This is a genomic window from Nocardiopsis sp. NPDC049922 (assembly GCF_040660275.1).
Taxonomy (GTDB): Bacteria; Actinomycetota; Actinomycetes; order Streptosporangiales; family Streptosporangiaceae; genus Nocardiopsis.
The window spans coordinates 120,135-145,019 of sequence record NZ_JBFAME010000001.1 but is presented as its reverse complement, the minus strand read 5'-3'; the positions used below and the strand labels follow the sequence as shown (position 1 = coordinate 145,019).

General features: G+C 70.7%; 29 protein-coding genes and 2 tRNA genes. 22 read left to right on the top strand and 9 right to left on the bottom strand.

What is annotated here, in order from left to right:
* The first annotated feature begins 87 nt into the window (after positions 1-87).
* The 3 genes from AB0I72_RS00745 (at position 88) to AB0I72_RS00735 (ending at position 2,888) form a co-directional block, all read left to right on the top strand.
* On the top strand, positions 88-1,155 hold the full coding sequence (locus AB0I72_RS00745) for an NAD-dependent epimerase/dehydratase family protein (RefSeq protein ID WP_358562760.1): 1,068 nt from the start codon (positions 88-90) through the stop codon (positions 1,153-1,155).
* Between the two features lie 156 nt (positions 1,156-1,311).
* Positions 1,312-1,749, top strand: a complete 438-nt coding sequence (locus AB0I72_RS00740) for a molybdenum cofactor biosynthesis protein MoaE (protein WP_358561072.1) — start codon at positions 1,312-1,314, stop codon at positions 1,747-1,749.
* A 56-nt stretch (positions 1,750-1,805) separates the two neighbouring features.
* The gene (locus tag AB0I72_RS00735) at positions 1,806-2,888 is read left to right on the top strand and encodes a PDZ domain-containing protein (RefSeq protein ID WP_358561069.1); all 1,083 of its coding nucleotides are present in this window, start codon (positions 1,806-1,808) and stop codon (positions 2,886-2,888) included.
* 85 nt (positions 2,889-2,973) lie between these two features.
* On the opposite strand, the gene AB0I72_RS00730 is transcribed toward AB0I72_RS00735, so the two are convergent.
* Positions 2,974-3,519, bottom strand: coding sequence for a PPA1309 family protein (locus AB0I72_RS00730; RefSeq protein WP_358561067.1), 546 nt, complete (start codon positions 3,517-3,519; stop codon positions 2,974-2,976).
* Between the two features lie 251 nt (positions 3,520-3,770).
* Here AB0I72_RS00730 and AB0I72_RS00725 point away from each other — a divergent pair, with 251 nt between their 5' ends.
* The 3 genes from AB0I72_RS00725 (at position 3,771) to AB0I72_RS00715 (ending at position 7,470) form a co-directional block, all read left to right on the top strand.
* The gene (locus AB0I72_RS00725; RefSeq protein WP_358561064.1) at positions 3,771-6,782 is read left to right on the top strand and encodes a UPF0182 family protein; all 3,012 of its coding nucleotides are present in this window, start codon (positions 3,771-3,773) and stop codon (positions 6,780-6,782) included.
* Between the two features lie 201 nt (positions 6,783-6,983).
* Positions 6,984-7,060: transfer RNA gene (locus AB0I72_RS00720), tRNA-Met, on the top strand.
* Between the two features lie 333 nt (positions 7,061-7,393).
* Positions 7,394-7,470 (top strand) — tRNA-Met (locus AB0I72_RS00715).
* 265 nt (positions 7,471-7,735) lie between these two features.
* On the opposite strand, the gene AB0I72_RS00710 is transcribed toward AB0I72_RS00715, so the two are convergent.
* The 5 genes from AB0I72_RS00710 to hisN form a co-directional block, all read right to left on the bottom strand.
* Positions 7,736-8,455 (bottom strand): ABC transporter ATP-binding protein, encoded by a 720-nt coding sequence (locus AB0I72_RS00710; RefSeq protein WP_358561061.1) that lies wholly within the window; start codon positions 8,453-8,455, stop codon positions 7,736-7,738.
* Positions 8,456-9,502 carry an HlyD family efflux transporter periplasmic adaptor subunit gene (locus tag AB0I72_RS00705; protein ID WP_358561059.1) on the bottom strand — a complete coding sequence of 349 codons (1,047 nt, stop codon included), beginning with the start codon at positions 9,500-9,502 and terminating at the stop codon, positions 8,456-8,458.
* 10 nt (positions 9,503-9,512) lie between these two features.
* Positions 9,513-10,757: an ABC transporter permease gene (locus AB0I72_RS00700; protein ID WP_358561056.1), complete on the bottom strand. Its 1,245-nt coding sequence runs from the start codon at positions 10,755-10,757 to the stop codon at positions 9,513-9,515.
* 154 nt (positions 10,758-10,911) lie between these two features.
* Positions 10,912-11,436 (bottom strand): hypothetical protein, encoded by a 525-nt coding sequence (locus tag AB0I72_RS00695; RefSeq protein ID WP_358561053.1) that lies wholly within the window; start codon positions 11,434-11,436, stop codon positions 10,912-10,914.
* Positions 11,437-11,501: 65 nt separating this feature from the next.
* Complete coding sequence (hisN, locus tag AB0I72_RS00690) at positions 11,502-12,302, bottom strand: histidinol-phosphatase (protein WP_358561050.1); 801 nt, start codon at positions 12,300-12,302, stop codon at positions 11,502-11,504.
* A 102-nt stretch (positions 12,303-12,404) separates the two neighbouring features.
* Here hisN and AB0I72_RS00685 point away from each other — a divergent pair, with 102 nt between their 5' ends.
* Complete coding sequence (locus AB0I72_RS00685) at positions 12,405-12,971, top strand: TetR family transcriptional regulator (protein ID WP_358561047.1); 567 nt, start codon at positions 12,405-12,407, stop codon at positions 12,969-12,971.
* Positions 12,972-13,040: 69 nt separating this feature from the next.
* Positions 13,041-13,283 carry a DUF2087 domain-containing protein gene (locus AB0I72_RS00680; RefSeq protein ID WP_358561044.1) on the top strand — a complete coding sequence of 81 codons (243 nt, stop codon included), beginning with the start codon at positions 13,041-13,043 and terminating at the stop codon, positions 13,281-13,283.
* A gap of 1,120 nt (positions 13,284-14,403) precedes the next feature.
* Here AB0I72_RS00680 and AB0I72_RS00675 read toward each other — a convergent pair.
* Entirely contained in the window at positions 14,404-14,580 is a 177-nt protein-coding gene (locus AB0I72_RS00675; RefSeq protein WP_358561041.1) for a hypothetical protein, read from the bottom strand.
* A 247-nt stretch (positions 14,581-14,827) separates the two neighbouring features.
* Here AB0I72_RS00675 and AB0I72_RS00670 point away from each other — a divergent pair, with 247 nt between their 5' ends.
* On the top strand, positions 14,828-15,796 hold the full coding sequence (locus AB0I72_RS00670) for a tyrosine-type recombinase/integrase (protein ID WP_358561038.1): 969 nt from the start codon (positions 14,828-14,830) through the stop codon (positions 15,794-15,796).
* A 77-nt stretch (positions 15,797-15,873) separates the two neighbouring features.
* Here AB0I72_RS00670 and AB0I72_RS00665 read toward each other — a convergent pair whose 3' ends face one another.
* Positions 15,874-16,272, bottom strand: coding sequence for a hypothetical protein (locus tag AB0I72_RS00665; protein ID WP_358561035.1), 399 nt, complete (start codon positions 16,270-16,272; stop codon positions 15,874-15,876).
* A 171-nt stretch (positions 16,273-16,443) separates the two neighbouring features.
* Positions 16,444-16,950, bottom strand: a complete 507-nt coding sequence (locus AB0I72_RS00660) for a helix-turn-helix transcriptional regulator (RefSeq protein ID WP_358561032.1) — start codon at positions 16,948-16,950, stop codon at positions 16,444-16,446.
* A gap of 224 nt (positions 16,951-17,174) precedes the next feature.
* Between AB0I72_RS00660 and AB0I72_RS00655 the strand changes: the two genes are divergently transcribed.
* The 13 genes from AB0I72_RS00655 (at position 17,175) to AB0I72_RS00595 (ending at position 24,772) form a co-directional block, all read left to right on the top strand.
* On the top strand, positions 17,175-17,393 hold the full coding sequence (locus tag AB0I72_RS00655) for a hypothetical protein (protein ID WP_358561029.1): 219 nt from the start codon (positions 17,175-17,177) through the stop codon (positions 17,391-17,393).
* A 1-nt stretch (position 17,394) separates the two neighbouring features.
* On the top strand, positions 17,395-17,670 hold the full coding sequence (locus AB0I72_RS00650) for a hypothetical protein (RefSeq protein ID WP_358561027.1): 276 nt from the start codon (positions 17,395-17,397) through the stop codon (positions 17,668-17,670).
* A 71-nt stretch (positions 17,671-17,741) separates the two neighbouring features.
* Positions 17,742-17,945, top strand: coding sequence for a hypothetical protein (locus tag AB0I72_RS00645; RefSeq protein ID WP_358561024.1), 204 nt, complete (start codon positions 17,742-17,744; stop codon positions 17,943-17,945).
* Positions 17,942-18,217 carry a hypothetical protein gene (locus AB0I72_RS00640; protein WP_358561021.1) on the top strand — a complete coding sequence of 92 codons (276 nt, stop codon included), beginning with the start codon at positions 17,942-17,944 and terminating at the stop codon, positions 18,215-18,217. The genes AB0I72_RS00645 and AB0I72_RS00640 overlap by 4 nt, the downstream gene beginning before the upstream one ends.
* Positions 18,217-18,621, top strand: coding sequence for a hypothetical protein (locus AB0I72_RS00635; RefSeq protein WP_358561018.1), 405 nt, complete (start codon positions 18,217-18,219; stop codon positions 18,619-18,621). The genes AB0I72_RS00640 and AB0I72_RS00635 overlap by 1 nt, the downstream gene beginning before the upstream one ends.
* Positions 18,622-18,684: 63 nt before the next feature.
* On the top strand, positions 18,685-18,972 hold the full coding sequence (locus tag AB0I72_RS00630; protein WP_358561015.1) for a hypothetical protein: 288 nt from the start codon (positions 18,685-18,687) through the stop codon (positions 18,970-18,972).
* Positions 18,969-19,451, top strand: coding sequence for a hypothetical protein (locus AB0I72_RS00625; RefSeq protein ID WP_358561012.1), 483 nt, complete (start codon positions 18,969-18,971; stop codon positions 19,449-19,451). Before AB0I72_RS00630 ends, AB0I72_RS00625 begins: the two co-directional genes overlap by 4 nt.
* Positions 19,451-19,768, top strand: coding sequence for a hypothetical protein (locus AB0I72_RS00620; RefSeq protein WP_358561009.1), 318 nt, complete (start codon positions 19,451-19,453; stop codon positions 19,766-19,768). Before AB0I72_RS00625 ends, AB0I72_RS00620 begins: the two co-directional genes overlap by 1 nt.
* A complete protein-coding gene (locus AB0I72_RS00615) occupies positions 19,768-20,577 on the top strand; it encodes a hypothetical protein (protein WP_358561007.1) in 810 nt (269 codons plus the stop codon). The genes AB0I72_RS00620 and AB0I72_RS00615 overlap by 1 nt, the downstream gene beginning before the upstream one ends.
* Before the next feature lie 16 nt (positions 20,578-20,593).
* Positions 20,594-21,148 (top strand): hypothetical protein, encoded by a 555-nt coding sequence (locus tag AB0I72_RS00610; RefSeq protein WP_358561004.1) that lies wholly within the window; start codon positions 20,594-20,596, stop codon positions 21,146-21,148.
* 78 nt (positions 21,149-21,226) lie between these two features.
* On the top strand, positions 21,227-21,853 hold the full coding sequence (locus AB0I72_RS00605; protein ID WP_358561001.1) for a hypothetical protein: 627 nt from the start codon (positions 21,227-21,229) through the stop codon (positions 21,851-21,853).
* A gap of 97 nt (positions 21,854-21,950) precedes the next feature.
* Positions 21,951-22,259 carry a hypothetical protein gene (locus AB0I72_RS00600; protein WP_358560998.1) on the top strand — a complete coding sequence of 103 codons (309 nt, stop codon included), beginning with the start codon at positions 21,951-21,953 and terminating at the stop codon, positions 22,257-22,259.
* On the top strand, positions 22,256-24,772 hold the full coding sequence (locus AB0I72_RS00595) for a phage/plasmid primase, P4 family (RefSeq protein ID WP_358560995.1): 2,517 nt from the start codon (positions 22,256-22,258) through the stop codon (positions 24,770-24,772). Before AB0I72_RS00600 ends, AB0I72_RS00595 begins: the two co-directional genes overlap by 4 nt.
* Positions 24,773-24,885: the final 113 nt, after the last annotated feature.

Genomic DNA, 24,885 nt, shown 5'->3' with positions numbered 1-24,885 from the left:
TGTCACGTTAGCTGGGAGTCGCCCGGAGTGAATACCGATAGCAGCCAGGTTCGCCCAGAGCACAGCCCCTCCGAGGGCGCGGGCCCGGTGATCGCGGTCACCGGCGCCGCCTTCGGGTTGGGTCGGCTCCTCGTGCAACGCCTGACCGAACCGAATGGTTCCGTGGCTGCCCGGGAGGTCGTCGCGATCGACGACGAGTTCTCCGACCTGCGCGGCGTCACGTGGCGCATCGCCGACGTGTGCGATCCGGCGCTCGTCTCCCGGCTCGACGGGATCGACGTCCTCGTGCACACCGCCGACGACCGCTCCCTGGACACCAAGCCCGCCAAGCGCCGCCAGCACAACATCCGCGCCGCGCAGACCGTGCTGACCGCGGCCGCGGCGTCGGGCGTTCCGCGCGTCATCCTGGTCACGGGCACGATGGTCTACGGCGCCGCCCCCGACAACCCGGTGCCCCTGCCCGAGGACGCCCCCCGGGTGTCCGACAACAGTGCCGCGCTGACCGGCGACTTCGCCGAGATCGAGGCGCTGGCCGAACGCGCCCGCCGCGCCCATCCCAGTCTGTCCGTGACCGTCGTCCGCCCGGCGCCGCTGGTCGGCCCCGGGCTGGACACCCTGCTCAGCCGCCACTTCTCGGCTCCGCGCCTGCTCACGGTCAAGGGGCACGAGCAGCGGTGGCAGTTCTGCCACGTCGACGACCTGGCCAGGGCGCTGGCGTTCTGCGCCCTGCACGGCGTCGAGGGCGTCGGCGGCGTCGTCACGGTGGCGTGCGAGGGCTCCCTCACCCAGGAGGAGGTGGAGGAGATCGCGGGCATGAAGTCCTTCGAGGTCACCGCGAACCTGGCCTTCGGCGCCATCCGCCGCCTCCACCAGGCGAGGATCACCCCGGCGGCGGAGGGCGAGCTCAAGCACCTCGTCTACCCCTGCGTCGTGGACTGCGCCGCCCTGCGCGAGGCCGGGTGGAAGCCCCTCCACGACAACCGCGACGTGCTCACCGCACTGCTGGAGTACCGGAGCGGCAAGCCCGCGCTGGTCGGCCGCGAACTGGGGGCCAAGGAGGTCACCATCACCGCGGCGGGCGCGGCCGGTGCGGCGGCCGCGGCGATCGGCACCGCCGCCGCCATCCGCCACCTGCGCAGGCGCGGCCGGAGCTGACCGGCGGGCGCGACCCCCGTACCGGCGGCGCGGCCCCCGTACCGGCGGCGCGGCCTTCGTGCCGGACGACGAGGCGGAGCCGCGCCGTACTGGAGGACCGCACAGGGGTTGCGTCGAATCCGGGACCGGGCAGGTCAGGGTTGGTACCGTCGAGTCGTGCAAGAAATCACTCTCGCCGCCGTGCGCGCCACGCCCCTGTCCGTCGACGAGGTCCTCGCCGCCGTCGCGGACCCCCACGCCGGGGGGACCGCCGTCTTCATCGGCACGGTCCGGGACCACGACCACGGGCGCGACGTCTCCAGGCTGGCCTACTCCGCGCACCCCTCGGTCGAGGAGCGGCTGCGGGCCGTCATGGAGAAGGTCCTCTCCGACACCACCGTCCCCGGCCGACCGGTCGTGCGGATGGCCGCCGTCCACCGCGTCGGCGACCTGGAGATCGGCGACGCGGCGGTGGTCGTGGCGGCCGCGGCGGCGCACCGCCAGGAGGCCTTCGACGCCTGCCGCCGACTGATCGACGACCTCAAGGCGGAGGTGCCGATCTGGAAGCACCAGTCCTTCGAGGACGGCCAGGACGAGTGGGTCGGCACCCCCTAGCACCCGGGGCCGGCCGGGCGCGCGTCCGGGTTCCGCACGGGCCATAAGGTATGGGCATGGTTCGTCGCGTCCTGACCCTCGTTGTCGCGCTCGTCCTGCTCGTGGGACTGGCGGTCGGCAGCCTCTACCTCCCCATGCCCTACATCGTGGCCACCCCCGGCGTCACGGTGAACACCGTGGGCGAGTTCGAGAACGGCCCGGTGATCCGGATCGAGGGCGCGCGGACCTACGAGCACGACGGCGCGCTCTCCATGGTCACCATCCAGTACGCGGGCGGCCCCCAACGGCGGCTCAACACCCTGGAGGTCCTCACCGGGTGGCTCTCGCCGAACAACGCGGTCATGCCCGAGGAACTGCTCTTCCCGGCCGACCGGTCGCCCGAGGAGGTCAGCGAGCGGCAGACCGTCCAGATGAACGACTCCCAGACCAACGCCACCGCCGCCGCCCTCAACCAGCTCGGCATCGGCTACGAGGCGGTGCCGATCGTCGCGGACACCGTCGAGGACATGCCCGCCGAGGGCCTGGTCGAGCCCGGTGACGTCATCGTCGAGATCGACGGGGAGCCCGTCCCCACCGACACCGGTGAGGGCGACGGCGACCAGGCCGTGGGCAGCGCGGCCGTCGTGGACGCGGTGAGCGCCCGCGAGCCCGGCGACGTCGTGGAGATGACGGTCGACCGCGACGGAGAGACCGTCGAGGTCGAGATCACCACCGCCGAGGGCGAGGACGGCACGGCCGCCGTCGGCATCCTCATCGCCGACGAGACCGACTTCCCGATCGACGTCGAGATCTCCGTCGGCGACATCGGCGGACCGAGCGCCGGGATGATGTTCGCCCTCGGGATCATGGACCGGCTCAGCGAGGACGGCCTGACCGGCGGCACCCGGGTGGCCGGATCGGGCACCATCAGCGCGGACGGCCAGGTCGGCGGGATCAGCGGCATCCCGCAGAAGATGGTCAGCGCCCGGCGCGACGGCGCCGAGTACTTCCTCGTGGCCGCCGACAGCTGCTCCCAGGTCGCCGATTCGGCCGCCTACGGGGAACTGGAGGTGGTCCGGGTGGAGACGCTCGACGACGCGGTCGACGCCCTGGAGACCATCCGGACCGGCGAGGGCGACCTGCCCCGCTGCGAGTCGTAGGGGACGCCGCGCATCCTGGCGGACACGGGACGCCGTGCCCGGACACCGCGCCCGACGGCGGGCGCCCCGGCCGTGGGCGTGCCGGTCAGCCGTTCGCGGCCTGACCGCCCGGCGCGCCGCCCTCGCCCTCGTCGAGGTCCAGGGTCAGCGCCAGCGCCGAGGTCAGCGCCGGGATGAGGTCGGCGCCGTTGAGGACCTTGTCGTCGCTGTCGTGGCTGCGCATCCGCATCGCGCAGTGGCGCGAGCCGTCGCGCAGGACACCGGCGACCATCCGGATCTCCTCGGTCTCCCGGCCCGACGTGACCGGGTCCTCGCCCACGGCCAGGGTCTCGTCCGAGCCCTTGACCACCAGGCGCTCCATCACCAGCGCGCACCCGGCCACCTCGTCCGGCCACAGGATGCGCCCCAGCGCCTCCTCCAGGGGGACGTCGTCGGGCAGCGGCTCCTGCTCGACCGGGGTCAGTTCGTCGGGGTCGACGGGGGAGTCGATCCCCAGCAGACCGGCCAGCGCCGGTTCCGCCTTCAGCAGGTCGGCGGTCGGCACCAGGGCGTACAGGCCCAGCGGCCGGTCCCACCCCTGCTCGGCGGCGTGGCGTTCCAGGTCCATGACGGCTTCGCGAATGTTCGACACGCTTCCATGGTGACCGATGCGGGACCCTCGCCGGTCCGTTCCCGGACAGTAGGGTCGCCATGGGCGTGCGGGTTGCCGCTCCGATACCCCACCGATGCCGGCTCGTCACCCGGCCGGGGGGATTTCGGGAACCCGGCGGTCTCCACATAAGTTCTCAGTAATAAGGCGCCACACGCGCACCGAACGCATCTAGCAAGCCAGAACGAGGGGGAGGCGTGAGCTTCCGATCGCCCGGCGCACCACCTGCGCGTATGCCTCGCCGATCAAGGTTGCTCGCGCCTGTCGCGGCGACCGTGGTCGTCATCATCGCGGGCCTGGCGCTCGCCGCGAACTTCTGGACCGACTACAAGTGGTTCAGCTCCGTCGGGTTCACCACGGTCTTCCTGACCGAGCTGTGGACGCGCGTGCTCCTGTTCGCCGTCTCCGCGGCGGTGATGGCCGTCATCGTCGGCGCCAGCATCTTCTTCGCCTACCGGTCCCGACCCGGTGTGCGACCCATGAGCCTGGAACAGCAGGGACTCGACCGCTACCGGCAGTCGATCGACCCGCACCGCAAGCTGTTCTTCTGGATCGCGGTCGGCGCCCTCGCCGTGCTGGCCGGAGCCGCGGCCAGCGGTGACTGGCGCGCCTACCTCCAGTTCGTGCACGCGACCGACTTCGGCGCGCTCGACCCCGAGTTCGGCATGGACATCGGGTTCTTCGCGTTCGTCTACCCGTTCCTACGGACGCTGCTCGGGTACGTCTACGCGGCGGTCATCCTGGCGTTCATCGCCGCGGTCATCGTCCACTACCTGTACGGGGGCGTGCGCCTCCAGAACGACAGCGGCCAGCGCGCCACCCCCGCGGCCCGCGTGCACCTGTCGGTGCTGCTGGGCGTCTTCGTGCTGCTGCGCGCCGGATCGTACTGGCTGGACCGCTACGGTCTGGTCTTCTCCGACCGCGGCTACACGTTCGGCGCCTCCTACACCGACGTGAACGCGGTCAAGACGGCCCTGACGATCCTCACGGTCATCTCGGTCATCTGCGCCGTGCTGTTCTTCGCCAACATCTACTTCAAGAACACCATGGTCCCCATGGCCAGCCTCGGTCTGCTGGTCCTGTCCGCGGTGCTGGTCGGTGTCGCCTACCCCGAGATCGTCCAGCGCTTCCAGGTCGGGCCCAACGAGCTGCGCCTGGAGCAGCCCTACATCGAGCGCAACATCGAGTACACACGGGACGCCTACGGCATCGCCGACGCCGAGGTGACGGACTACGACGCCACCACGGAGCTGACGCCGCAGGAGCTGGCCTCCGAGGCCGACACCATTCCCAGCGTCCGCCTGGCCGACCCGTCCGTCATCTCGCAGACGTTCCAGCAGATGCAGCAGGTCCGCGGCTTCTACCAGTTCCCGGACGTGCTGGAGGTCGACCGCTACCCCGACACCGACGGCAACCTGATCGACACGATCGTGGCCGTCCGCGAACTCGACGGTCCCCCCGCCGACCAGGACAACTGGCTCAACCGGCACCTGATCTACACCCACGGCTACGGCATGGTCGCGGCGGCGGGCAACCTGATCGACCCCGAGGGGCGCCCGGTCTTCACCGAGTACAACATCCCGCCCCGGGGCGAGCTGAGCGAGGTCACCGGCGAGTACGAGCCGCGGATCTACTACGGCCGCGAGGGCGCCGAGTACGTCATCGTCCAGGCCGAGAACGAGTACGACTACCCGCTCGACCCCGAGGAGGAGACCGAGGAGGTCCCCACCCTGGAGGACGCGCAGGAGCCGACGCCCAGCCCCACGCCGGACGAGGCCCGCGCCCCGTCCGACTCCGAGGCGGACTCCGGAACCGAGGAGGGCACGCAGGACGAGACCGCGCAGGACGAGCCCACCCGGGAGGGGGCCGACAGCGAGGCCACCGAGAACGGCGGCGAGGACGGCCAGTCCCAGGCCTACAACCGCTACGAGGGCAGCGGCGGCGTCCAGCTGAGCAGCTTCTTCGACCGGATCCTGTACGCGATCAAGTACCAGGAACCCAACATCCTGCTCAACAGCGCCATCACCGGCGACTCGCGCATCATCTACGAGCGCGACCCGCTGGAGCGCGTGGAGCGCGTCGCCCCGTTCCTGACGGTCGACAGCAGCCCCTACCCGGCGGTGGTCGACGGTCGGGTCCAGTGGATCGTGGACGCCTACACCACGTCCAACGGCTACCCGTACGCCAACCCGATCGACTTCAACCAGGCGGTCACCGACACGTTCACGGACGGGACGGCGCAGCAGGTCGGCACGCTGCCGGGCAACGAGGTCAACTACATCCGCAACTCGGTCAAGGCGACCGTCGACGCCTACGACGGCACCGTCACCCTGTACGCGTGGGACGAGGAGGACCCCGTCCTCCAGACCTGGATGAGCTCGTTCCCGGGCATCGTGACCCCGCGGTCGGAGATGAGCGAGGAGCTGCTCCAGCACGTCCGCTACCCGGACGACCTGTTCAAGGTCCAGCGCGAGATCATGCGCCAGTACCACGTGACCAACGCTGAGGCGTTCTACGGGGGCCAGGACTTCTGGACGGTGCCGACGGACCCGACCCGGGACACCGACGACCCGGTGCCGCCGTACCGGCAGACGATCAACTACCCGGGCGGGGACACGGCCAGTTTCTCGCTGACCACCACGTTCGTGCCGCGCGGGCGTGAGAACCTCGCGGCGTTCATGGCGGTCAACAGCGACGCGGAGTCGGAGAACTACGGCCAGCTGCAACTGCTGGAGCTGCCCCGCAGCACGGTCAACTTCGGTCCCGGCCAGGTGCAGAACGCCTTCGACTCCGACGCGGCGGTCCGCGAGGTCCTGCTGCCCCTGGAGCAGTCGAACGCGCAGGTGACGCGGGGCAACCTGCTGACCCTGCCGTTCGCGGGCGGTCTGCTGTACGTCGAGCCGCTGTACGTGCAGGCGGGCGGCGGAGGCGCGGCCTCGTTCCCGCTGCTCCAGCAGGTGATGGTCGGGTTCGGTGAGGACGTCGCCATCGGCAACAACCTCCAGGACGCGCTGAACAACCTCTTCGGTGAGGATGAGGCGCCGCTGCCCGACCCGGAGGCGCCCGCCGAGGAGGAGCCCGCGGAGGGCGACGCCGGGACGGACGAGCCGTCCGGCGACCAGGAGCTCACCGACGCGCTCAACGAGGCCGTCGAGGCCTGGGAGGAAGCGCAGGAGAACCAGGAGCAGGCCAACGAGAACCTGCGTGAGGCCCTGGAGGCCATCGAGGAGGCGCTGAACGAGTAGTCGCCGGAGTCCGCCGGGGCGGGACACCCGGCGCGTCGGCGGTGGACGGGGCGGGGCCTTCGGGCTCCGCCCCGTCCGTGCGCCGGGGGCGGGGCCGTGCGGAGGGGCGTGGGAGCGGGGGGTGAGGGCCGGGGTGGGCCACGTCTCGTGGTTTCGATTTGGGTTCACGGCCCGGACACGCTACTGTTGAGAACACAACGACGCGGGGTGGAGCAGTTCGGTAGCTCGCTGGGCTCATAACCCAGAGGTCGCAGGTTCAAATCCTGTCCCCGCTACCAACCGGGAGGCCGGTGGAGTCGGAAGCGGAGCTTCCTTCCCCACCGGCTTCCCGCATTTTCCTGGGGGTGGCCCTCAGCCCGCCGAGGGGAAACCGGGCTCGGGAGAAATCTCGGCTCCGGTGCTTTTCACCCGGTGCGCCGTTCCGGCCGCGGCGCGGAGCAATTCGGCCGGGCGACCGCGGCGGCGGTCGTTCACGGTGGTCGTTCCGGGCTTCGCGTCCTGGTACGATTGGCCAAGGCCGGATCGGAAGATCAGGCCGGGGTGGATCCCGATCGGTTCGAGAAAACCGATTTGCCACCCGGGGAGAAACCCCCTAAAGTAGGGATCAACGACGCGGGGTGGAGCAGTTCGGTAGCTCGCTGGGCTCATAACCCAGAGGTCGCAGGTTCAAATCCTGTCCCCGCTACCAACCGGGAGGCCGGTGGAGAAGGAAGATTCACTTCCGACTCCACCGGCCTCCCGCATTTTTCTGAACGGCGTCCCCAGCCCCCTGAGCGAACACGGGCCGGTTCCGGAGGTTTCGACTTCCGAAACCGGCTCTTCGCATTTCCCGGACGCATCCGACGACGCGGCGAAACACGCTGGACCTCCGGGGCATTTCCTCCGTGGAGAGGAACCGGGCCGCGGCGTCGCCGCCACGGCCCGGACGCACGTGCGGGAGGGAGAGGGGAGGGTCAGCGGGTGCGGCCCTCGACGAGCTCGACCACGCGGTCGGCCCGCTTCGCGACCTTGGGGTCGTGCGTCACCACGACCACGGCCGCGCCGCGCCGCTCGGCCTGCCCCAGGAGCTCGTCCATGATCATCCCGCTGCTGGCGGCGTCCAGGGCGCCCGTGGGCTCGTCGGCGAGGATGAGCGCGGGTTCCCGGCTCAGCGCGCGGGCCAGCGCCACACGCTGCTGCTCACCGCCGGAGAGCTGGTGCGGGTGCGAGTTGAGGCGGTGGCCCAGCCCGACCGACTCCAGCAGTTCGCGGGCACGGGAGCGGCGCCGCAGCACCGGGACCCCGCCCAGCACCATCGGCACACCGACGTTGGCCAGGGCGCTGCGCCGTTCCAGCAGGTGGAACTGCTGGAACACGAAGCCGATGCCCTCGCCGCGCAGCCGCGACCGGCGTCCCTCGCCCAGACGGGTGGTCTCCACGCCGTCGAACGTGTACGTACCGCTGCTGGGCTTGTCGAGCAGACCGAGGATGTTGAGGAGGGTGGACTTGCCCGACCCCGACTGTCCGACGATCGCCACGACCTCGCCGCGGGCCACCTCGAACGTGCAGTCGTGCAGCACGTCGATGCGCGTGCCGGAGACCATGAAGTGCCTGGTCAGGCCCTCCACGCGGAGGAGTGCGGACGTGTCGGCCGGGGTACGCGCGGCCTCCGGCGCGGGTACGTCGACCGACATTTACTCCACCTCCATGAAGAACTCCTCATCGGAGGACTCCTCGTCGTCCGAACCCCCGGGAACGTCGAACCGGGGGTCGAGCGGAACCGGGTCCAGGACCTGCTCGCCGACACTCAGACCCTCGACGACCTCGACCATGGATCCGTCGGACACGCCCAGGGTGACCTGGCGCGTCTCCTGGGAGCCGTCCTCGGTCACGACCATGACCTCGCCCTCGTCGGCGGTGCCGCGCACGGCGGTCACGGGGACGGCGAGCACGTTGGAGACGTCGTCCACGGCCACCGACAGTTTTCCCTGGACGCCCTCGTAGGCCTCCACGTCGGCGGGGACGCGGCAGACCAGTTCGGTGCCGCCGCCACCGCCTCCGCCGCCCTCGCCCCCTTCCTCACCCTCGGCGCCGCCTCCGGAGCCGCCGGACGAACTCTGGTCGGCCGGGCCGAGCGAGACGAACTCGCACGGGGTGGGCGCGGGGCCCTGGTCGATGCTCAGCTCGATGTCCCTGGGCTCGCCCCCGAACCGGTACAGGTCGTTCGACGGGATGGACGCGACGGCCCGGAACTCGTCCGGGGCGACCGTGGCCACGGTCGCCCCCGGTTCGAGGACGTCACCGTTGCGCAGGTCGCCCAGCCCGGAGACGTCACCCGCGCGAGGCGCGTAGAGCGTGACCTCGCGCGTGGCGGGAGCCTCCGCGCCCTCCTCGCCCTCGGAGCCCCCGCCCGCCCCCGGGACGGACAGGGTCACGATCGGGGCGCCGTTCTCGACCGGCGTGCCGTCGCCCACCCAGACGCGGGTGACCGTGCCGCCGTTGCGGGCCGAGACGTCCTCGCCGGGGGCGGCCCGGACGGTGGCGTCCAGCACCATCACCGAACTGATCGAGCCCAGTTCCACCGGGAACGGCACGCTTGACTCCAGTGCGGCCTGCTCCACGGGGATCTCCGGGCCGCCGCCACCGCCGAGCATCCCCGGCAGCACGACGTAGGCGCCGCCGCCGAGCCCCGCGAGGAGCACGAGCCCGGTACCGGCGATGATCCACTTCTTCTTGCTCATCTTGAGTCTCCTACTCGCGGAGTCCGGCGACGACGGACGCGCGCAGCGCCCGGGCCGCGGGGATGATCCCGGCCAACAGTCCGACGCCGGCGGCGCTGCCCAGCCCGAGGAGCACGCCGTTGGCGGGGACGCGCACGTCGACGCCGGGCGGCACCAGATCGAGTTCGGTGATGATCGTGGAGCCCAGGGCGGCCAGCGCCCAGCACCCGGCGAGGGCGATGACGCCCGCCACGACCGACACGACCACGGCCTCCATCACCACGGCCACGAAGAGCGTGAACCGGGTGGCGCCCAGGGCGCGGTAGGTGGCCAGCTCGCGGCGGCGCTCGCGCACGGTGACCAGCCCGACGTTGAGCACGCCGAGCAGACCGGTGCCGAGGGTGATGAAGGCGATGCCGAGGAGCCCCCAGGTCATGTACCTGAGGGGTTCCTCCAGCAGGTCGGCGCTGTCCACGCGGAAGCTGTAGACCGACTCGGGGTTGTCGAGCCCCCAGCGCCAACCGGCGGAGGCCATCGTCTCCGCGAACCCCTCGCCGAACTCGCCCATACCCGGGTGGTCCGGGTCCAGACGGACGAGGTAGGTGTTCTCGCCGCCGAAGGCCATGAAGTCGTCCGGGGAGGCCTCGGACTCCGCCGGGGCGAAGAGCATCTCCTCGGTGGCGGGGGAACGCAGCAGGTAGGCGGTCTGCCAGGCGAAGTCCATGTTGGAGTCGGCGATGACGCCGACGACGCGCGCGTCCACCCACCGGTCCTGGCCGATCTGCACCTGTGCGGTGTCGGACAGCTGGCTGGCGAGCGACGCGTTGACCACCAGGACGGGGGCCAGGGACTCGGCGTCCTCCTCGGCGAACCAGCGGCCCTGGGCCATGTTGAGACGGCGGATGTCGCCGAGTTCGACGTCGACACCGCGGAACTCCACGTCGGGTACGGACGCGTCGCCGGACCGGATCCGGATGGAGTTCCCCGGCGCCTGGTAGAGGGAGACCTGCTCGCCGCCGGCGCGGCGGAGGTCCTCCTCCAGGGCGTCGCGGTCCGTGACGTCGCCGCTGACGGTGACTTCGAGGGTCGCGGGGAGTCCGCCCTGGATCTCGCTGTAGGCCACGGCGTAGCGCTGACCGAAGTCGCTGGCCATGACCACGGTGATCAGGGCGCCGACGCCGATGACGACGCCCGCGCAGGACAGGATGGTCCGGGCGATGTTGGCCCGGGAACCGGCGAAGGCGAGCACGATCCCGGCTGTGAGGGAACGTAGCATTCGGCCCCTTCCCGTGTGTGGGGCCCGGCGCCGTCGAGGCGGCCGGGCCCGCGTGAATCGGGTGGTTTCACGACACCCAACGTGGGGAACACGGGTTTCGGTTCACCGCAGGACGGGGTTGTGGTCGTGCGTCAGCCGAAGGTGGGGCCGGTGATCACTCGACGGTGAAACCGTCGCAGGTCAGAGCGGTTCCGGAAGCGCTGTCGGACCAGATAACGGTATGGACACCCTCGGTGGGGCCGTCCGGGGAGCCGTCGGCGGCGGGGGTGAAGTCCTGGGGATAGTCGACGTGGGACCAGGACTCGCGGACGAGATCGGCGTCGGCGGACGAGGAGGTTCCGTCGGCGGCGCGGACGGTCACCGTCACGCCGGAGACGTCGGTGTCCTCGTCGGCCAGCACCCCCAGGCGCACCGGTTCGCCCGGTGTGACGCCCGAACGGGGCGCCTCGGTGCGCCAGGTGTCCGACGTGGGGGAGTCCACGGCGGGGGAGCACATGAAGGTGTCGGGGTCGAACACGGCGTCCGGCAGCGCGGAGGGGTCCGCCTCGGCGGAGGCGCGCACGGTGTCGGCGATCATCTCGTCGAGCTCTTCGGGGGTGTGCCCGTGCCCGCCACCGCAGCCGGTGAGCAGGAGAGCCGAACCGCACAGCGCGGCCAGGAGGGGTGTGGAGGTCTGCACACCCGGCAGGTTACTACGTTGCGTATCGGCGAAGGCGTGGAACGTCACAGAAACGATGCGGAACGTCACCGAACGGGTATGGGCCCCCCGTTGAGCCAGGTCAGGGCGGCGTCGTGGAGGACGCCGTTGCTGCACACCAGCGGACCGCCGTCCTCGAAGTCCTCACCCCGCAGGTTCGTGGCCCGGCCGCCGGCCTCCTCCAGGATGATCGGCAGCGGCGCGGCGTCCCACAGGGAGAGCTCCGGCTCGGCGGACACGTCCACGACACCCTCGGCGACCATCACGTGGGACCAGAAGTCACCGTAGGCGCGTGTGCGCCAGACCGAGCGGGTCAGGCCGAGGAACGAGTCGAGCAGGCCGCGCTCCTCCCAACCGGTCAGCGACGAGTAGCTGAACGAGGCGTCGGCGAGCTCCGACACCTTGGAGACCTGGCAGCGCGACGCCTTCGACAGACTGCGCCCCGACCACGTGCCGCCGCCCTTCGAGGCCCACCAGCGCCGGTGCAGGGCGGGGGCGGACACCACGCCGACGACCGGCCGGTCGCCCTCCAGCAGGGCGATGAGGGTGGCCCAGACGGGGACGCCGCGGACGTAGTTCTTCGTCCCGTCGATGGGGTCGATGACCCACACGCGGTTGCTGTTGCCCGTCTTGCCGTACTCCTCGCCCACGACCGCGTCGCGGGGACGGGCACGCGAGAGCACACCGCGCAGGGTCTCCTCGACCATGCGGTCGGCCTCGGTCACCGGGGTGAGGTCCGGCTTGGTGTCGACCACCAGATCGAGCGCGCGAAACCGCTTGAGCGCGATGTCGTCGGCAGCGTCGGCGAGCACGTGGGCCAGCCGCAGATCATCGTCAAAGGACGCCATGGCCGGTAACGCTACCTCGCCCGGGGTGCCCGTGGCGATGAGGGCACCCCCACGTGACCAGAGTGTTAGTCACACGGACGGTGGGACGGGAAGAATGGAGGCATGGAGACCGAGAGGGGGGCGTCAGCGCGGGAGCGGTTGATGGACGCCGCGTACGCCGAGGTCGTGGGTGGTGCGTGGCCCGGGCAGCGGATGGCGGACATCGCCGCGGCGGCCATGGTGTCCCGGCAGACCCTGTACAACGTGTTCGGCAGCAAGGAGGGGCTGCTCCAGGCGGTCGTGGTCCGCGAGGTCGACGGACTGCTGGACACGGTGGTGCGGTCGTTGGAGGCGGAGGAACAGGACCCGGCGCACGCGGTGAGCCGGGCGACGCGGCTGGTGCTGCTCGCGGCGCGGGACAACCCGCTGATGAGGGCGGTGGTCACGGGGGACAGGGACCTGCTGCCGGTGCTCACGACGCGGTCGGCGCCGCTCCTCGAGGTGATGGGGGAGCGGATCGCGTGGCGGCTGGGCGAGCTCTGTCCAGGGGCGGACGCGGCCCTGGCCGAGGTGGTGGCCGATGTGGCGGTGCGGCTGACGGTCTCCTACGCCTTGCAGCCGATCGACCCGGAACAGGCGGCGGAGCGGGTGGAACGCGTGGTGCACGGGATGCTGTTGTTGAGCCGCTGAGAGAGGGTGCCGCTCGTGTGGGAGGAGCCGCTGTCGGAACGGGATCGACGGAAGGTGCTGAGGGAGTACATGTCCGACGGGCGGATCACGGCGTTTCCGGTGCGCCGGTCCGAGCGGATGGTGCTGTTGGACCAGGTGGCGCGCACCTTCGAGCCCGGCGTTCGGTACACGGAGGACGAGGTCAACGCGGTGCTGGGGCGGTTCAGCGCGGACCTGTCGGTGCTGCGGCACTGCCTGGTCGACGAGGGCTTCATGGAGCGGGACCGATCGCGGTACTGGCGCTGCGGAGGAACCGTCGACCTGGAGGACTGACACCCCCCGACCGCCCAACCGGGGACCCGTGCCACAGGGGGTTCGGGTGACCGTCCCCGGTCGGCCAACCGTAGGGGGTTGGACGGGCACCGTGTCCGCCTCGGGCCACCGTAGGGGGTTCGCCTGACCGGGACCTGTGCCATAGGGGGTTCGGGGTGACCGTCCCCGACCGCCCAGCCGCAGGGGGGTTGGACGGACACCGTGTCCGTCTCGGGTCACCGCAGGGGGGTTCGCCTGACCGGGTCCTGTGCCGGAGGGGGTTGGGGTGATCGTTCCTGGTGGGCCAGCCGTAGGGGGGTTTGGTCGGGAACCGTGTCCGTCTCGGGTTTCCGTAGGGGGTTTGGGTTGTCCGGGTCCTGTGCCGGAGGGGGTTGGGGTGATCGTTCCTGGTGGGCCAGCCGCAGGGGGTTTGGTCGGAGACCGTGACCGCCCAGGGTCACCGAAGGGGGGTTGGGTCGACCGGTTCTCGGGTCCATAGGGGGCTGGGTGTGGTGTCCTGCTCACCCGGTCACCACTGGGGGTGTGGCTCGACCCGGAGGGCGTGTTCGCGGAGCGAATTCGTTCCGGAGGGCGAGGTCCCTCACCCACACCCGCCATCCGCCCTCCACAGATATGCAGGACACGGCCACCACGTGGAAACGTGATTCCGAAGTGATGACACCCCCGGCCCCAGGAGCGGGGGGTGGACGGTTCAGGGACCACCGGCCCCAGGCCCCACACAAGTCCGCGCGCCGGCCACCGAAGGGAGCTGGGGACACGTGACCGTCCCGGCCACCCCAGGGGGGTGGGGATGGCATGACCACTACAGGACCACAAGGGGCTGGGGACACCCGACCACCCCGGTCACCACAGGGGGGTTCGCGGAAGCGTCCCTGGTTGCCCAGCCACAAGGGGTCAGCCGGACACCCGACCGCTACAGCACCACAGGGGGCTGGGGACACGTGACCGTCCCAGTCACCCCGGGGGGGTTCACGGAAACCCGACCACCCCGAAACTACAGGTGCCAGGTGGGATACCCAGAATCGAGAACTTGTCGGGCCGGAGGAAGATGCCTCCGACCCGGTAAAGCCGCGGTCAGGTACCCTCCCGACTCGGCGGTTCAGCGGTCAGGGGCACACGGTCAGTCGAAGAGTTGGTCGACGTCGGTGACCGTGACGGCCCGGTCGATCCAGCTCTCCAGGTGGGCGAGGTTCACGCACTGGTTAATGCGGTCGAGGGCGGAGTCCGAGACCGGGACGCCACGCGCCTCAAGAATGCGCAGCAGGGCTTTTCGCTCGCCCTCGATCCGCCCAGCCACATGACCCTCGAGGAGGCCTTCCGCGCGGCCTTCCGAGCGGCCTTCCGCGAGACCCTCTTCGCGCCCCTGGCCGACGTACTTGCGTGCGAAGTCGCTCTGCCACTCGTAGGTTCCGATGACTGACCCCCCTCTATCCCTCTCTGACCTGCGGCGATGCAGAAATCTCACGCATGATCGGGGTCGCACACGGCATCCACGTCGTACTATCACGGCCCCGCTCGGTCTGTACACCCTCCGGAGTAGATCCATGCCGCGCACTGCCACCGAACACACTCCCATCGGCCAGCTCGACCGCTCCTGGAAACGCTACCTGCGGGCCGAAGGCCGCGCTGACGCGACCATCCGAAACTACATGCTGACTCTCCGACACTTCTCCGCTTGGCTCGAAGCTGAAGGACACCCCAACACCATCGCCGAGATCGACGCCGACATCATCACGGACTGGCTGCTCGACGTTGCCGACCGCACCACCGGCGCCAACGCCACGTTCCACTTCCGCAACTTGCGCGGCCTCTACTCCTGGCTGACCTCTCGTCGTGAGCAGGCCATCAAGAAGTCCGAATCCCCCATGCTCGACGTGTCCGAGCCCAAGGCGGTCGCCCCGCCTCGGCCGTCCTTCACCGACGACGAGGTGTCCGCCATGTTGAAGACCTGCAAGGGGACTGGGTTCTTCGCCCGCCGCGACGAAGCCATCATCCGCCTGTTCTACACGACCGGCATGCGGGTGTCCGGACTGACTGGGCTCTGCTACCAGGAGGACGCACCCCAGCTCGACAACCCCGGCGCGAACGACGTGTTCCTCGACCACAAGCAGCCGCTCGTGCGCCTGCGCCTCAAGGGCGGCAAGGTTCACCTCGTTCCCATCGGTCCGCGAGCCGCGGTCGCGATGGATCGCTACCTCCGAGTCCGTGCCTCCCACGCTCACGCAGGCACTGGTGCTCTGTGGGTGGGACCGAAGGGACCCATCGGCCCGAAGGCAGTGAATGAGATGCTCAAGCGACGTGGCCGCCAGGGTGGGGTCACATCGAGGGTCCACTCCCACAGGTTCCGGCGCACTCTGGCCACCCGCCTCTTGGACGAGGAAGTGGATCGCACCTACGTAGCGAAGATCCTGGGCTGGTCCGACCTCAGGAACGTCGCGCTCTACGCCAGCGACACCGAACAGCAGCGGGCCTGGGCGGCCGCCGCCCGTGCAGGGGTCGACTCCCGCGTCTGACCCCTAACGAATCTCACCCCCGACCGCAAAAAGGCGGCCGGAGGTGAGCGCTGCTATGCCCTGTGGCGGGCGAGGGGTCAGGCTGGCACTGTGGCCAACCAGGCGTGGTTCCATGGGGTCACCAGGCCGGGAAAGGACTCCTCGATCATGCGCACGGAGGTGGGGTTGACCGGCCAGTCGGGGTTCCACCACATCATGCGCTCGCACAGGTCCGGGTTGTCGCGGAAGTCGACGATGCCCGTGGCGTGGAACAGCCTTCGACGCGCCCAGTCGGGCAGGCCGTCGATGTACGCGCGGACGAGCGCTCCATAGGTGATGCTGTCGCGAACGTGGATCAGGAAGTGGCCGGGCAGGATCTCCTCGATCACGAACGGAACGCGGTGAGGCATGGTGTCGAGCGTGACGGACAGGAGCGGCTCTGTGGGGTCGAAAATGGTGGCACGTCCTTGTGCCATTGCATAGGGGTGCAGCGGCATGAATATCCCCTCCCATGTGCTGCTGGGCCCGCTGTAGGGGGCGGGGATGATCATGCTAAGTCGATCCCGTGTCCGAATCCAGGATTTTGACCTGCTAATTTCACGGTGTGATGTATATACGCACAATCCGTAATTGGTTTACGGCATGCGTGGCCACATCCGGCCACGAAATCAGGCTTGATCCTCGTCGCCGCCACGATCGCGTCGATGTAGCTCCGCGTCGAACATGAGCTCCGCCTGCTCCTGGGCGCGCGCGAGGACGCGCTCGATCATCGCCCGCTCCTCCTCCTCACTGAGCCCCGCCTCCTCCGCCCGCTCCTCCAGGCTGCGCACGATGCGTCGCATCCGGCCGGTATGGGGATTGGTCATCTCCTCGACGGAGTGGGGCACGCCCGCGCCAGCGTCCACCGCGACGCCCGGATACCCGGCCGCCGCGCACAGATCCCGGACTATGGCCCGGTACTCCTCCGTCGGATGCTGGTCTATCAGGGCGGTCGCGAGCGCCCTGACCGCGTCGTATCCGGGCCGATGGCCGCCCGAGGACCAGCGGCTCATCTGGGATCGGCTGATCTGTGCGAGGTCCGCCAGCCGCGTCATGGTGTAGTCGCGGTCTTTGAGTTGTTGAAGCGCGGCGGCGAGGGCAGGGGCGTCCCACCCGGGCGGGGAAGTTGTGTGCATGCACCGCACAATAGACCACCCTGCGCGGCGTTGTTAGGGAACCCTGCCTCTTATGGCGCAGGGGTTACGTAGTTCTTACCTACAACCCTTGCTGTGCACCAATCGCACACTCGTGCGAGCGCGTCGATTGACCTAACGATTCACTGTTGCGTGCACGCGCATCACGGAGTAATGTGCGGTGCATGCACAGCACACTTCGACCGGATGCGGCCATAGGGGTTGCGGTGCGCCGCACGGAGTGGCAGCGGCGCATGCACGCCGCCGGGCTCACCACCACCACCGCCCAGGGCGAGGCGCTCGGCGTCTCGCACACCACGGCCCTCCGCGTCGCCCGCGGGGAGGTCGCCCCGTCCACCAACGTCATCGGCCGCGCCATGCTCCTCCTCGGCGCCCGGTTCGAGGAGCTGTTCGAGGTCACCGAGGACAGCGAGAGGAGCGCCTGACATGGCCCACCCCGACCCGAAGCGCCGCTCGGAGAACGCCAGCATCGCCGCCCACTGGTCCTGGGCTGACACCAAGGACCGGTCCGCGCGAACCTTGCCCGCCCGCCGGGCCTCCGCTGCTCGGTTCGAGCGGCTCGTCGACCCCGACGGCGTCATGGACCCCGCCGCCCGAGCCTCCGCCGCAGAGAACCGCCGCAAGGCGGAGATGAAAGCCATGGCGAAGAAGCGGTGGGACACCTACCGCGCCGAACGGGCCGCCAAGAACCGCGCCGCCTGACCCCGCACATGACGAAGCCCCTGCGCATCCGCCAAGACACCGCAGGGGCCCGAAGAAGAAGGGATCCCTTCATGTCACAGAGTACCGAAGACATCCGCGCGTTCGCCCGCGCCGTCCGCGACGCGATCGACAGCTGCTCCCGGGACCAGGGGGTCGCCCACCTCCTCGGTGTCCTGGACGCATTCGTCGAAGAAGACGGCGTCGATGTCGACGTGGCCGTCCGCATGATGCAGCGCATCACCGCCCAGGCCAGGCCCGAGGCGGTGGCCGAGTGATCGCCGCAGACCTCCTCACCCTCGCCGAGACCGCGCTGCCCGTCCTCACCCTGATCGCCGTGGCCGGATCCGGCGTCACCGGCTACCTGCTCGCGTCCGAGCGGGTGCGCCGCCAGCGCCGCATCATTCGCCGCCAGGACCGCACCATCGCCGCCCTGGAGGGGCAGCTGTCCGAGGCCGAGGACGTCGTCGCCCGGGTGACCGGCGGCACCGACGACATCATCGCCGCCGTCCGCGGCACCCACCACCGCCAGGAGGAGGGCGACGGTTGATGGCCGCGAAGCTCAACAGCCTCATCCCCGACGGGGACCTCCGGCCGTCCCGCGAGCAGGCCGTGGCCGCTCGCCTGGTCGTCGCCGGACGGGCCGAGGACGCCGAGGACCTGCGCGACCTACTCAGCATCCTCGGGCTGCGCGACACGAAGGTGTGCGGCACCTGCCACGCCGAGAAGCCGCTCGTCGACTTCCCCCGGGTCCCCGCTAGGTGGGACGGCCACGACGGCCGGTGCGCCGCGTGCAAGCGCGCTGCGGTCGCCGCGCGCAAGGCCAAGCCCCGGACCCACGCTGCCGCCGCGCGGAAGGCGGAGCCCGGCACATACGACGTCGCCGACCTCGCCCGGATGCCCGAGGAGGAGCTGTCCGCCGTGCTCGCCGCCGGCGGCGCCCCGAACCCCTGATACCCAGCTCGACCGCCCCGCCCTTGAAGCGGGGCGGCCACCCACCACAGGAAGGAGGAGCCCATGTCGGCACAGAACAAAGCCGCAGCGGCCCTCGCCGAGCTCGTCCGTGAGGACGCACCGGCCGTCGCCTGGGAGCTCCCGCCGGACCACCAGAAGCTGTACGGCCTCCTGGACGCGGCCAGCACCCACGACCACTTCGTCGGCCTGGCCGCCTGGCAGCGGGTCATCGGCGCCGGACCCCTCACCCACGCGACCGCGGGCGAGTGGCAGCACCTGACCGCGACCGGCTCCTACGAAGGCGTGCCGGTCGAAGTCGTCGCCATGATCCCGAAAGGGGAAGCCCTGTGAGCGGACCACGATCCATCGGCACCCGCGCCGAAACCGGCGTCGTCCGGTACCTGCGCGCCCACGGCTGGCCGTCCGCCGAACGCCGCGCCCTGGCCGGTGGCAACGACCTCGGCGACATCACCGGCACCCCCGGCCTGTGCTGGGAGATCAAGGGCGGCAAGGTCGCCGAGTCCGCCCACGACGCCGACATCACCCGGTGGCTCGCCGAGACGGAGACCGAGACCGCCAACGCGGGAGCCGACCTGGGCATCCTCGTGACGAAGCGCCGCAGCTACAGCGCCGTCTCGGCCGGATCCTGGTGGGCGCACCTGGACCTGACCACCTGGCAGGCCCTCACCCGCGGCCGGATGGTCGTGGCGGCCCCCCTCGTCGCCGCCCCGGTGCGGATGCACCTGTCCACTCTCGTGCCGATCCTGCACGCCGCCGGGTACGGCGACCCCACCCCGGCCGCGCTGACCGCCGAGGGCGAGGTGGCGTGATGGCCGAGCACGTCGACATCACCGACGAGGCCACGCTGATCGGGACCCTGCGCCTGGTCCGTGCCCAGATCGCCGAGAAGAAGGAGATCGAGGCCGCCCTCGTCGAGAAGGTCAAGGCCCTCCTGGGTGACGCCACGGAGGCCCGGATCGGTGGACGGCCGGTCGTCTACTACAGGTGGACCAAGCCGCGCGAGCAGGTGGACACCCGGCGCCTGCGTAAGGAACACCCCGACCTCGTCGAGGAGTACACCCGCACCACCACGCCGTCCCGTCGGCTCGTCCTCCTCGATCCCTCTGGCGAGGAGGGGCGATCGTGATGTTCGCTCAGCCCGGCGACGCGGCCGGCGTCGAGCCCGACAGCAGCGAGGGCATTCGCCGGATGCTCACCGAGATCATCCTCGACGCCTCCACCAACGCCCCGCGGTCGTGCCAGCGCAGGATCGGCCCGTCCGAGGTCGGCGACCCCTGCCCCCGCCGCCTGGCCTACAAGCTCCTCGACTGGCCGACCGTCAACGATGGCGGTGACCCGTGGCCGTCCATCGTCGGCACCGCCACCCACGACTGGCTGGCCAACGCCCTGGAACGCCACAACCGCGAGAGCGGCCAGAAGCGGTTCCTCGTCGAGGAGCGCGTCGAAGTCGACGACGGCACCGTCTCCGGCTACAAGCTCGGCGGCTCCTGCGACGCCTACGACACCGCCACGCACACGGTCATCGACCACAAGGTCGTCGGCGACTCGGTGATGCGCAAGTACAAGACCGAGGGCGTGCGCGAGCAGTACCGCATCCAGGCCAACCTCTACGGCCTCGGGTTCGAGCGGCGCGGACTCACCCCGCAGACCGTGGCCCTGGCCTTCTACCCGCGCGGCGGGATGCTCGGCGGCCTGTGGGTGTGGACCGACGTCTACGAACGCCAGGTCGCCCTCGACGCGCTCAAGCGGCTCGGCACCATCCGCGACGCCCTGATCGCCCTCGACCCGGAGGCCCGCCCCCAGATGTGGGAGCACCTCCCCGCCACCGCGAGCAGCGCCTGCCGGTTCTGCCCGTGGTGGAAACCCGGAAGCACCGACCTCGCCGTCGGCTGCGCAGGAAACCTCAACCCCACCCAGGCCGCAACGGCCGCATAGGAAACGGAGACACACCATGTCGTTCCAGTTCAGCAAGCCCACCGCCCCGGCCATGGGCGGGTTCTTCAAGCCCGCCGAGCACGACGGCCACCTCATCCTCATCACGCAGGTGTACGCGATCGAGGACCGCTACGACCAGTTCAAGGGCAAGGAGGTCCCCGCCGCCACCGTCGACCTGGTCGACCTCAACGACGCCGCCCAGGAGCTGCGCGAGGGTGTCCTGGTCACCCACACCGGCATCGTGAACCGGCTGAGCGCCGGGCAGTCGCTGGTCCTCGGCCGCATCGGCAAGGCCACCACGAAGTCGGGCTTCGAGGCGTGGGTGCTGGAGGAGTACCGCGAGGACTCCGACGACGTCGTCCGGGCCCAGGCGTGGATGGAGGCCCGCGAGAAGGGCATCACCCAGCCCGCCCCGCAGGCCGCTCCCGCTCCGGCGCCCCAGCCGCAGCAGCAGACGCCCGCCCCCCAGGCCCCGGCGGCGACCCTGCCTGCGGCCGGTGGCGGTCAGGCGATGGCCGACCCCAACGACCCGGCCGTCCAGGCGCTGCTCCAGTCCCTCCAGCAGAAGTAGCCCACCGACCGCCCGCCGCGGCCGTGACTCGACTCCGGTCGCGGCGGGCCCCACCCCCCTGGGACAGGAGCACACCGCATGGCCACCATCGCCGAGCTGTTCGCCATCGACACCAAGACCCACCGCCTGGAGATCGCCCAGGACGACGGCCTCTACCGGCACCTGCGATTCCGCGCCCACACCGAGGACGGCCGGATGCGCAGCAACGCCTGGTTCGACCTGATCACCGTCCCCGGCACTCTCACCTTCGTCGGCGACTACGACGCCGTCACCTTCCGGCGCCTGCCCGACATGTTCGAGTTCTTCCGCGGCTCCGTCCACCGGGGCGAGCCGAACTTCGGCTACTGGGCAGAGAAGGTCGCCTCCGGAGGACCCCGCAGCGTCGAGGAGTACTCGGAGGACGTGTTCCGACAGGTCGTCAAGGAGCGCGTCACCCAGGACATCCGCGACGGCGAGACGCCGCGCGGACTCGCCCTGGCTGTCCGGGACCTGCTCGACCCCGACTCCTGGGAGCACGACATCACCTACGAGTCTGGCGCCCGCGCCGCCCTCGACGACTTCGACCACGAGGGCTACCGGTTCGAGGACACCTGGGAGTGGTCCTTCAAGGACTACAGCCACGCCTTCAAGTGGGCCTGCCACGGGATCGCCTGGGGCATCCGCCAGTACGACCAGGCCAAGGCCAGCATCCCGGCCGCCGCCTGACCCCACCGACCAGCCCGACCGGACCCAGCCGGACACGCCGCGTGCAACCCCGCGGGCGGGCGCCAACCACCAGGCCGCACGACGACGAGGGGGAGAAGTGCAGCAGATCGACACCGCCGAGGGGGTCCGGCTCCGCGACGCCGGGATGGCCGCCGCCGAAGAGGCCGCCGGGGACGACGTCGCCGCCATCGACCTCCTCATCGCCCGCGCCGCCGCCACCGGCCGCCCCTTCTCCGCCAACGACCTCCGCGGGCACCTGCCACCCGGCGTGCGCACCGCCGCCATCGGCGCCCGGTTCGCCCACGCCCGCCGCCGAGGCGTCATCACCCCCGTCGGCTACGTCACCAGCACCGACCCCGGAACCCACGCCCACCAGGTCCGCCAGTGGCAAGGCGTGGCCCGATGAGCGCCCCCACCGACTCGCCCCACCCGCACGAGCAGGACAGGACCCACGTGACCGAGCGCTCCACCCTCGACGCCGCCCTGGCCCTGCACGCCGCCGGGCTGTGCGTCATCCCCGCCGCCGCCGACGGCACCAAGGCCCCCGGCACCGGCCGGTGGCGCGACTACATGACCACCCGCCCCGGCGAGGACCAGATCCGCGCGTGGTTCTCCGGCGGTCACCCCGGCATCGGCATCGTCGCCGGAGCCGTCTCCGGCGGCCTCGTCGCCCTGGACGTGGAAGGCCGCGCCGTCGCCGAAGGCACCTTCGCGAAGTACGTGGAACTGGCCGACGGCTCCGGCCTCGGCGAGGTCCTCCGACACGTGATGGGCGGGTACACCGAGGCGACCGCGTCCGGCGGCCTCCACCTCCTGTGGCGCGTGGACGACGGCCAGGGCGTGGAGAACCTCAAGCTCGCTCGCCGACCGAGCACCGAAGAGGAGCTGGCCGCCGCCCCCAAGCAGAAGCTCCAGGTCCTCATCGAGACCAAGAGCGAAGGGGGCTTCCTCGTCGTCGCCCCCTCGCACGGGCCCGTCCACCCCACCGGCCGCCCCTGGGAGATGAAGGCCGGCGGCCCGGACAGCATCGTCACCCTGGAGCGCGAGGTGTCTGACGCGCTCCTGGAACTCGCCCGGATGCTCGACGCCATGCCGCGCCGCGAGCCCCCCGCGTTCTCCCAGCCCGCCAGCGCCCCCAGCTCCAACGGTGGCACCTCCCCCGGAGACGACTACGAGGCCCGCGTCGACTGGTCCGACATCCTCACCCCCCACGGGTGGACCGAGCTGTTCCGCACCGGGCAGACCCGGTACTGGCGGCGACCCGAGAAGCGCATGGGCATCTCCGCGACGACCGGCTACGCCTCGGACAGGGACCGCCTGTTCGTGTTCACCACCTCGACGGAGTTCGACTCGGAGGTGCCCTACACGAAGTTCGGCGCCTACGCCCTCCTGGAGCACGGCGGCGACCACCGGGCCGCGGCCAAAACCCTCGCCGCCGCCGGGTACGGCCGCCCCGCCCCCGAACCACCCCGGCACCTGTCCGTCGTCCCCACCCAGTTCTCCCAGCCCGGCCAGCCCCCGGCCGCCGACGGCACCGCCGCCCTAGCTGTCGACGAGGCCGCGCCCGTCACCGCGCTCGACACCTACAGCCGCACCGACGACGGCAACGCCCTGCGCTTGGTCGACGAACACGCCCGAGGCATCCGCTACGTCCCCGAGCGCGGAAAGTGGCTCACCTGGGACGGCCACCGATGGGCCTGGGACGACCGCGGCCAGGTCCCCGAGCTCGCCCGCGCCATCGCCCGAGCACTCCCCGACGAAGCCAAGGAGGACGCCGCCCACAAGGCCCGCTCGCTGGCCGCCCGCAACCTCGGCGCGATGGTCCAACTCGCCCGCACCGACCCGCGCATCGTCGCCCCCGCCGCGCTGCTGGACGCCGACCCCCACCTGCTCAACACCACCAGCGGCGTCGTCGACCTCAAGACCGGCACCCTCGCCTCCCCCGACCCCACCCAGCTCCACACCCGGTCGGCCACCACCGCCCCCGACCCCGACATGGCCACCCCCAAGTGGGACACCTTCCTCGCCGACACCTTCAGCGACGACCCCGAGATCATCGGCTACGTCCAACGCCTCGCCGGATACTCCGCGAGCGCCGACACCGGAACCCACGTCCTGCCCTTCCTCCACGGCGGCGGCCAGAACGGCAAGAGCGTCCTCCTCGACGTCCTGCGCGCGCTGCTCGGCGACTACGCCACCACCGCCCCGCACGACTTCCTCATGCACTCCCGCTCCTCCCACGAGACCGAACTCGCCCGGCTCCAGGGCATGCGCCTGGTCATCTGCTCCGAGGTCAACCAGGAGGACCGCTTCGACGAAGCGAAGATGAAGACCCTCACCGGCGGCGACGCGGTCACGGCCCGGTTCATGCGCCAAGACCACTTCACCTTCGAGCCCACCCACCACCTGTGGCTGATGGGCAACCACCAGCCCGAGGTCAAGAGCGGCGGAACGTCCTTCTGGCGACGGCTCCGGCTGATCCCCTTCCTCAACACCGTCCCGCCCGAGAAGCGCGTGGAGAACCTCGCGCGCATCCTCGTCGCCGAGGAGGGCCCCGGCATCCTCGCCTGGGTCGTCGAGGGCGCCCGCCAGTACTTCACCGACGGCCTCCAGGACCCCGCGAAGGTCAAGGCCGCCACGGACAAGTACGCGTCCGAGGAGGACCACGTCGGCCGGTTCCTGGAGGAGTGCTGCCACGCGAGCAGGAGCACACAGGTGAAGCAGGAGGCGAAGGCGCTCCGGGCCGCCTACGAGTCCTGGTGCATGGGCGAGGGCATCAAGCCGCTCAACGCCCAGTCGCTCGGCCGGGAACTCACCGGCCGCGGGCACGCCCGCAAAGCCTCCAACGGCAAGAAGTTCTACGAGGGCCTGGCCCTCATCGACGACGGCATCGAAGACGACGGACGGGCGGGTGCCTGATGGCTGCGCATGAGGGGGTACTGCCCGCCGAGGGGGTACTGGCGAAGGGGTACTGCCGAGAACCCGAAAGGGCCGCCGCGATCGACTGCCGCCTGCTCGCAGTACCCCCAAGG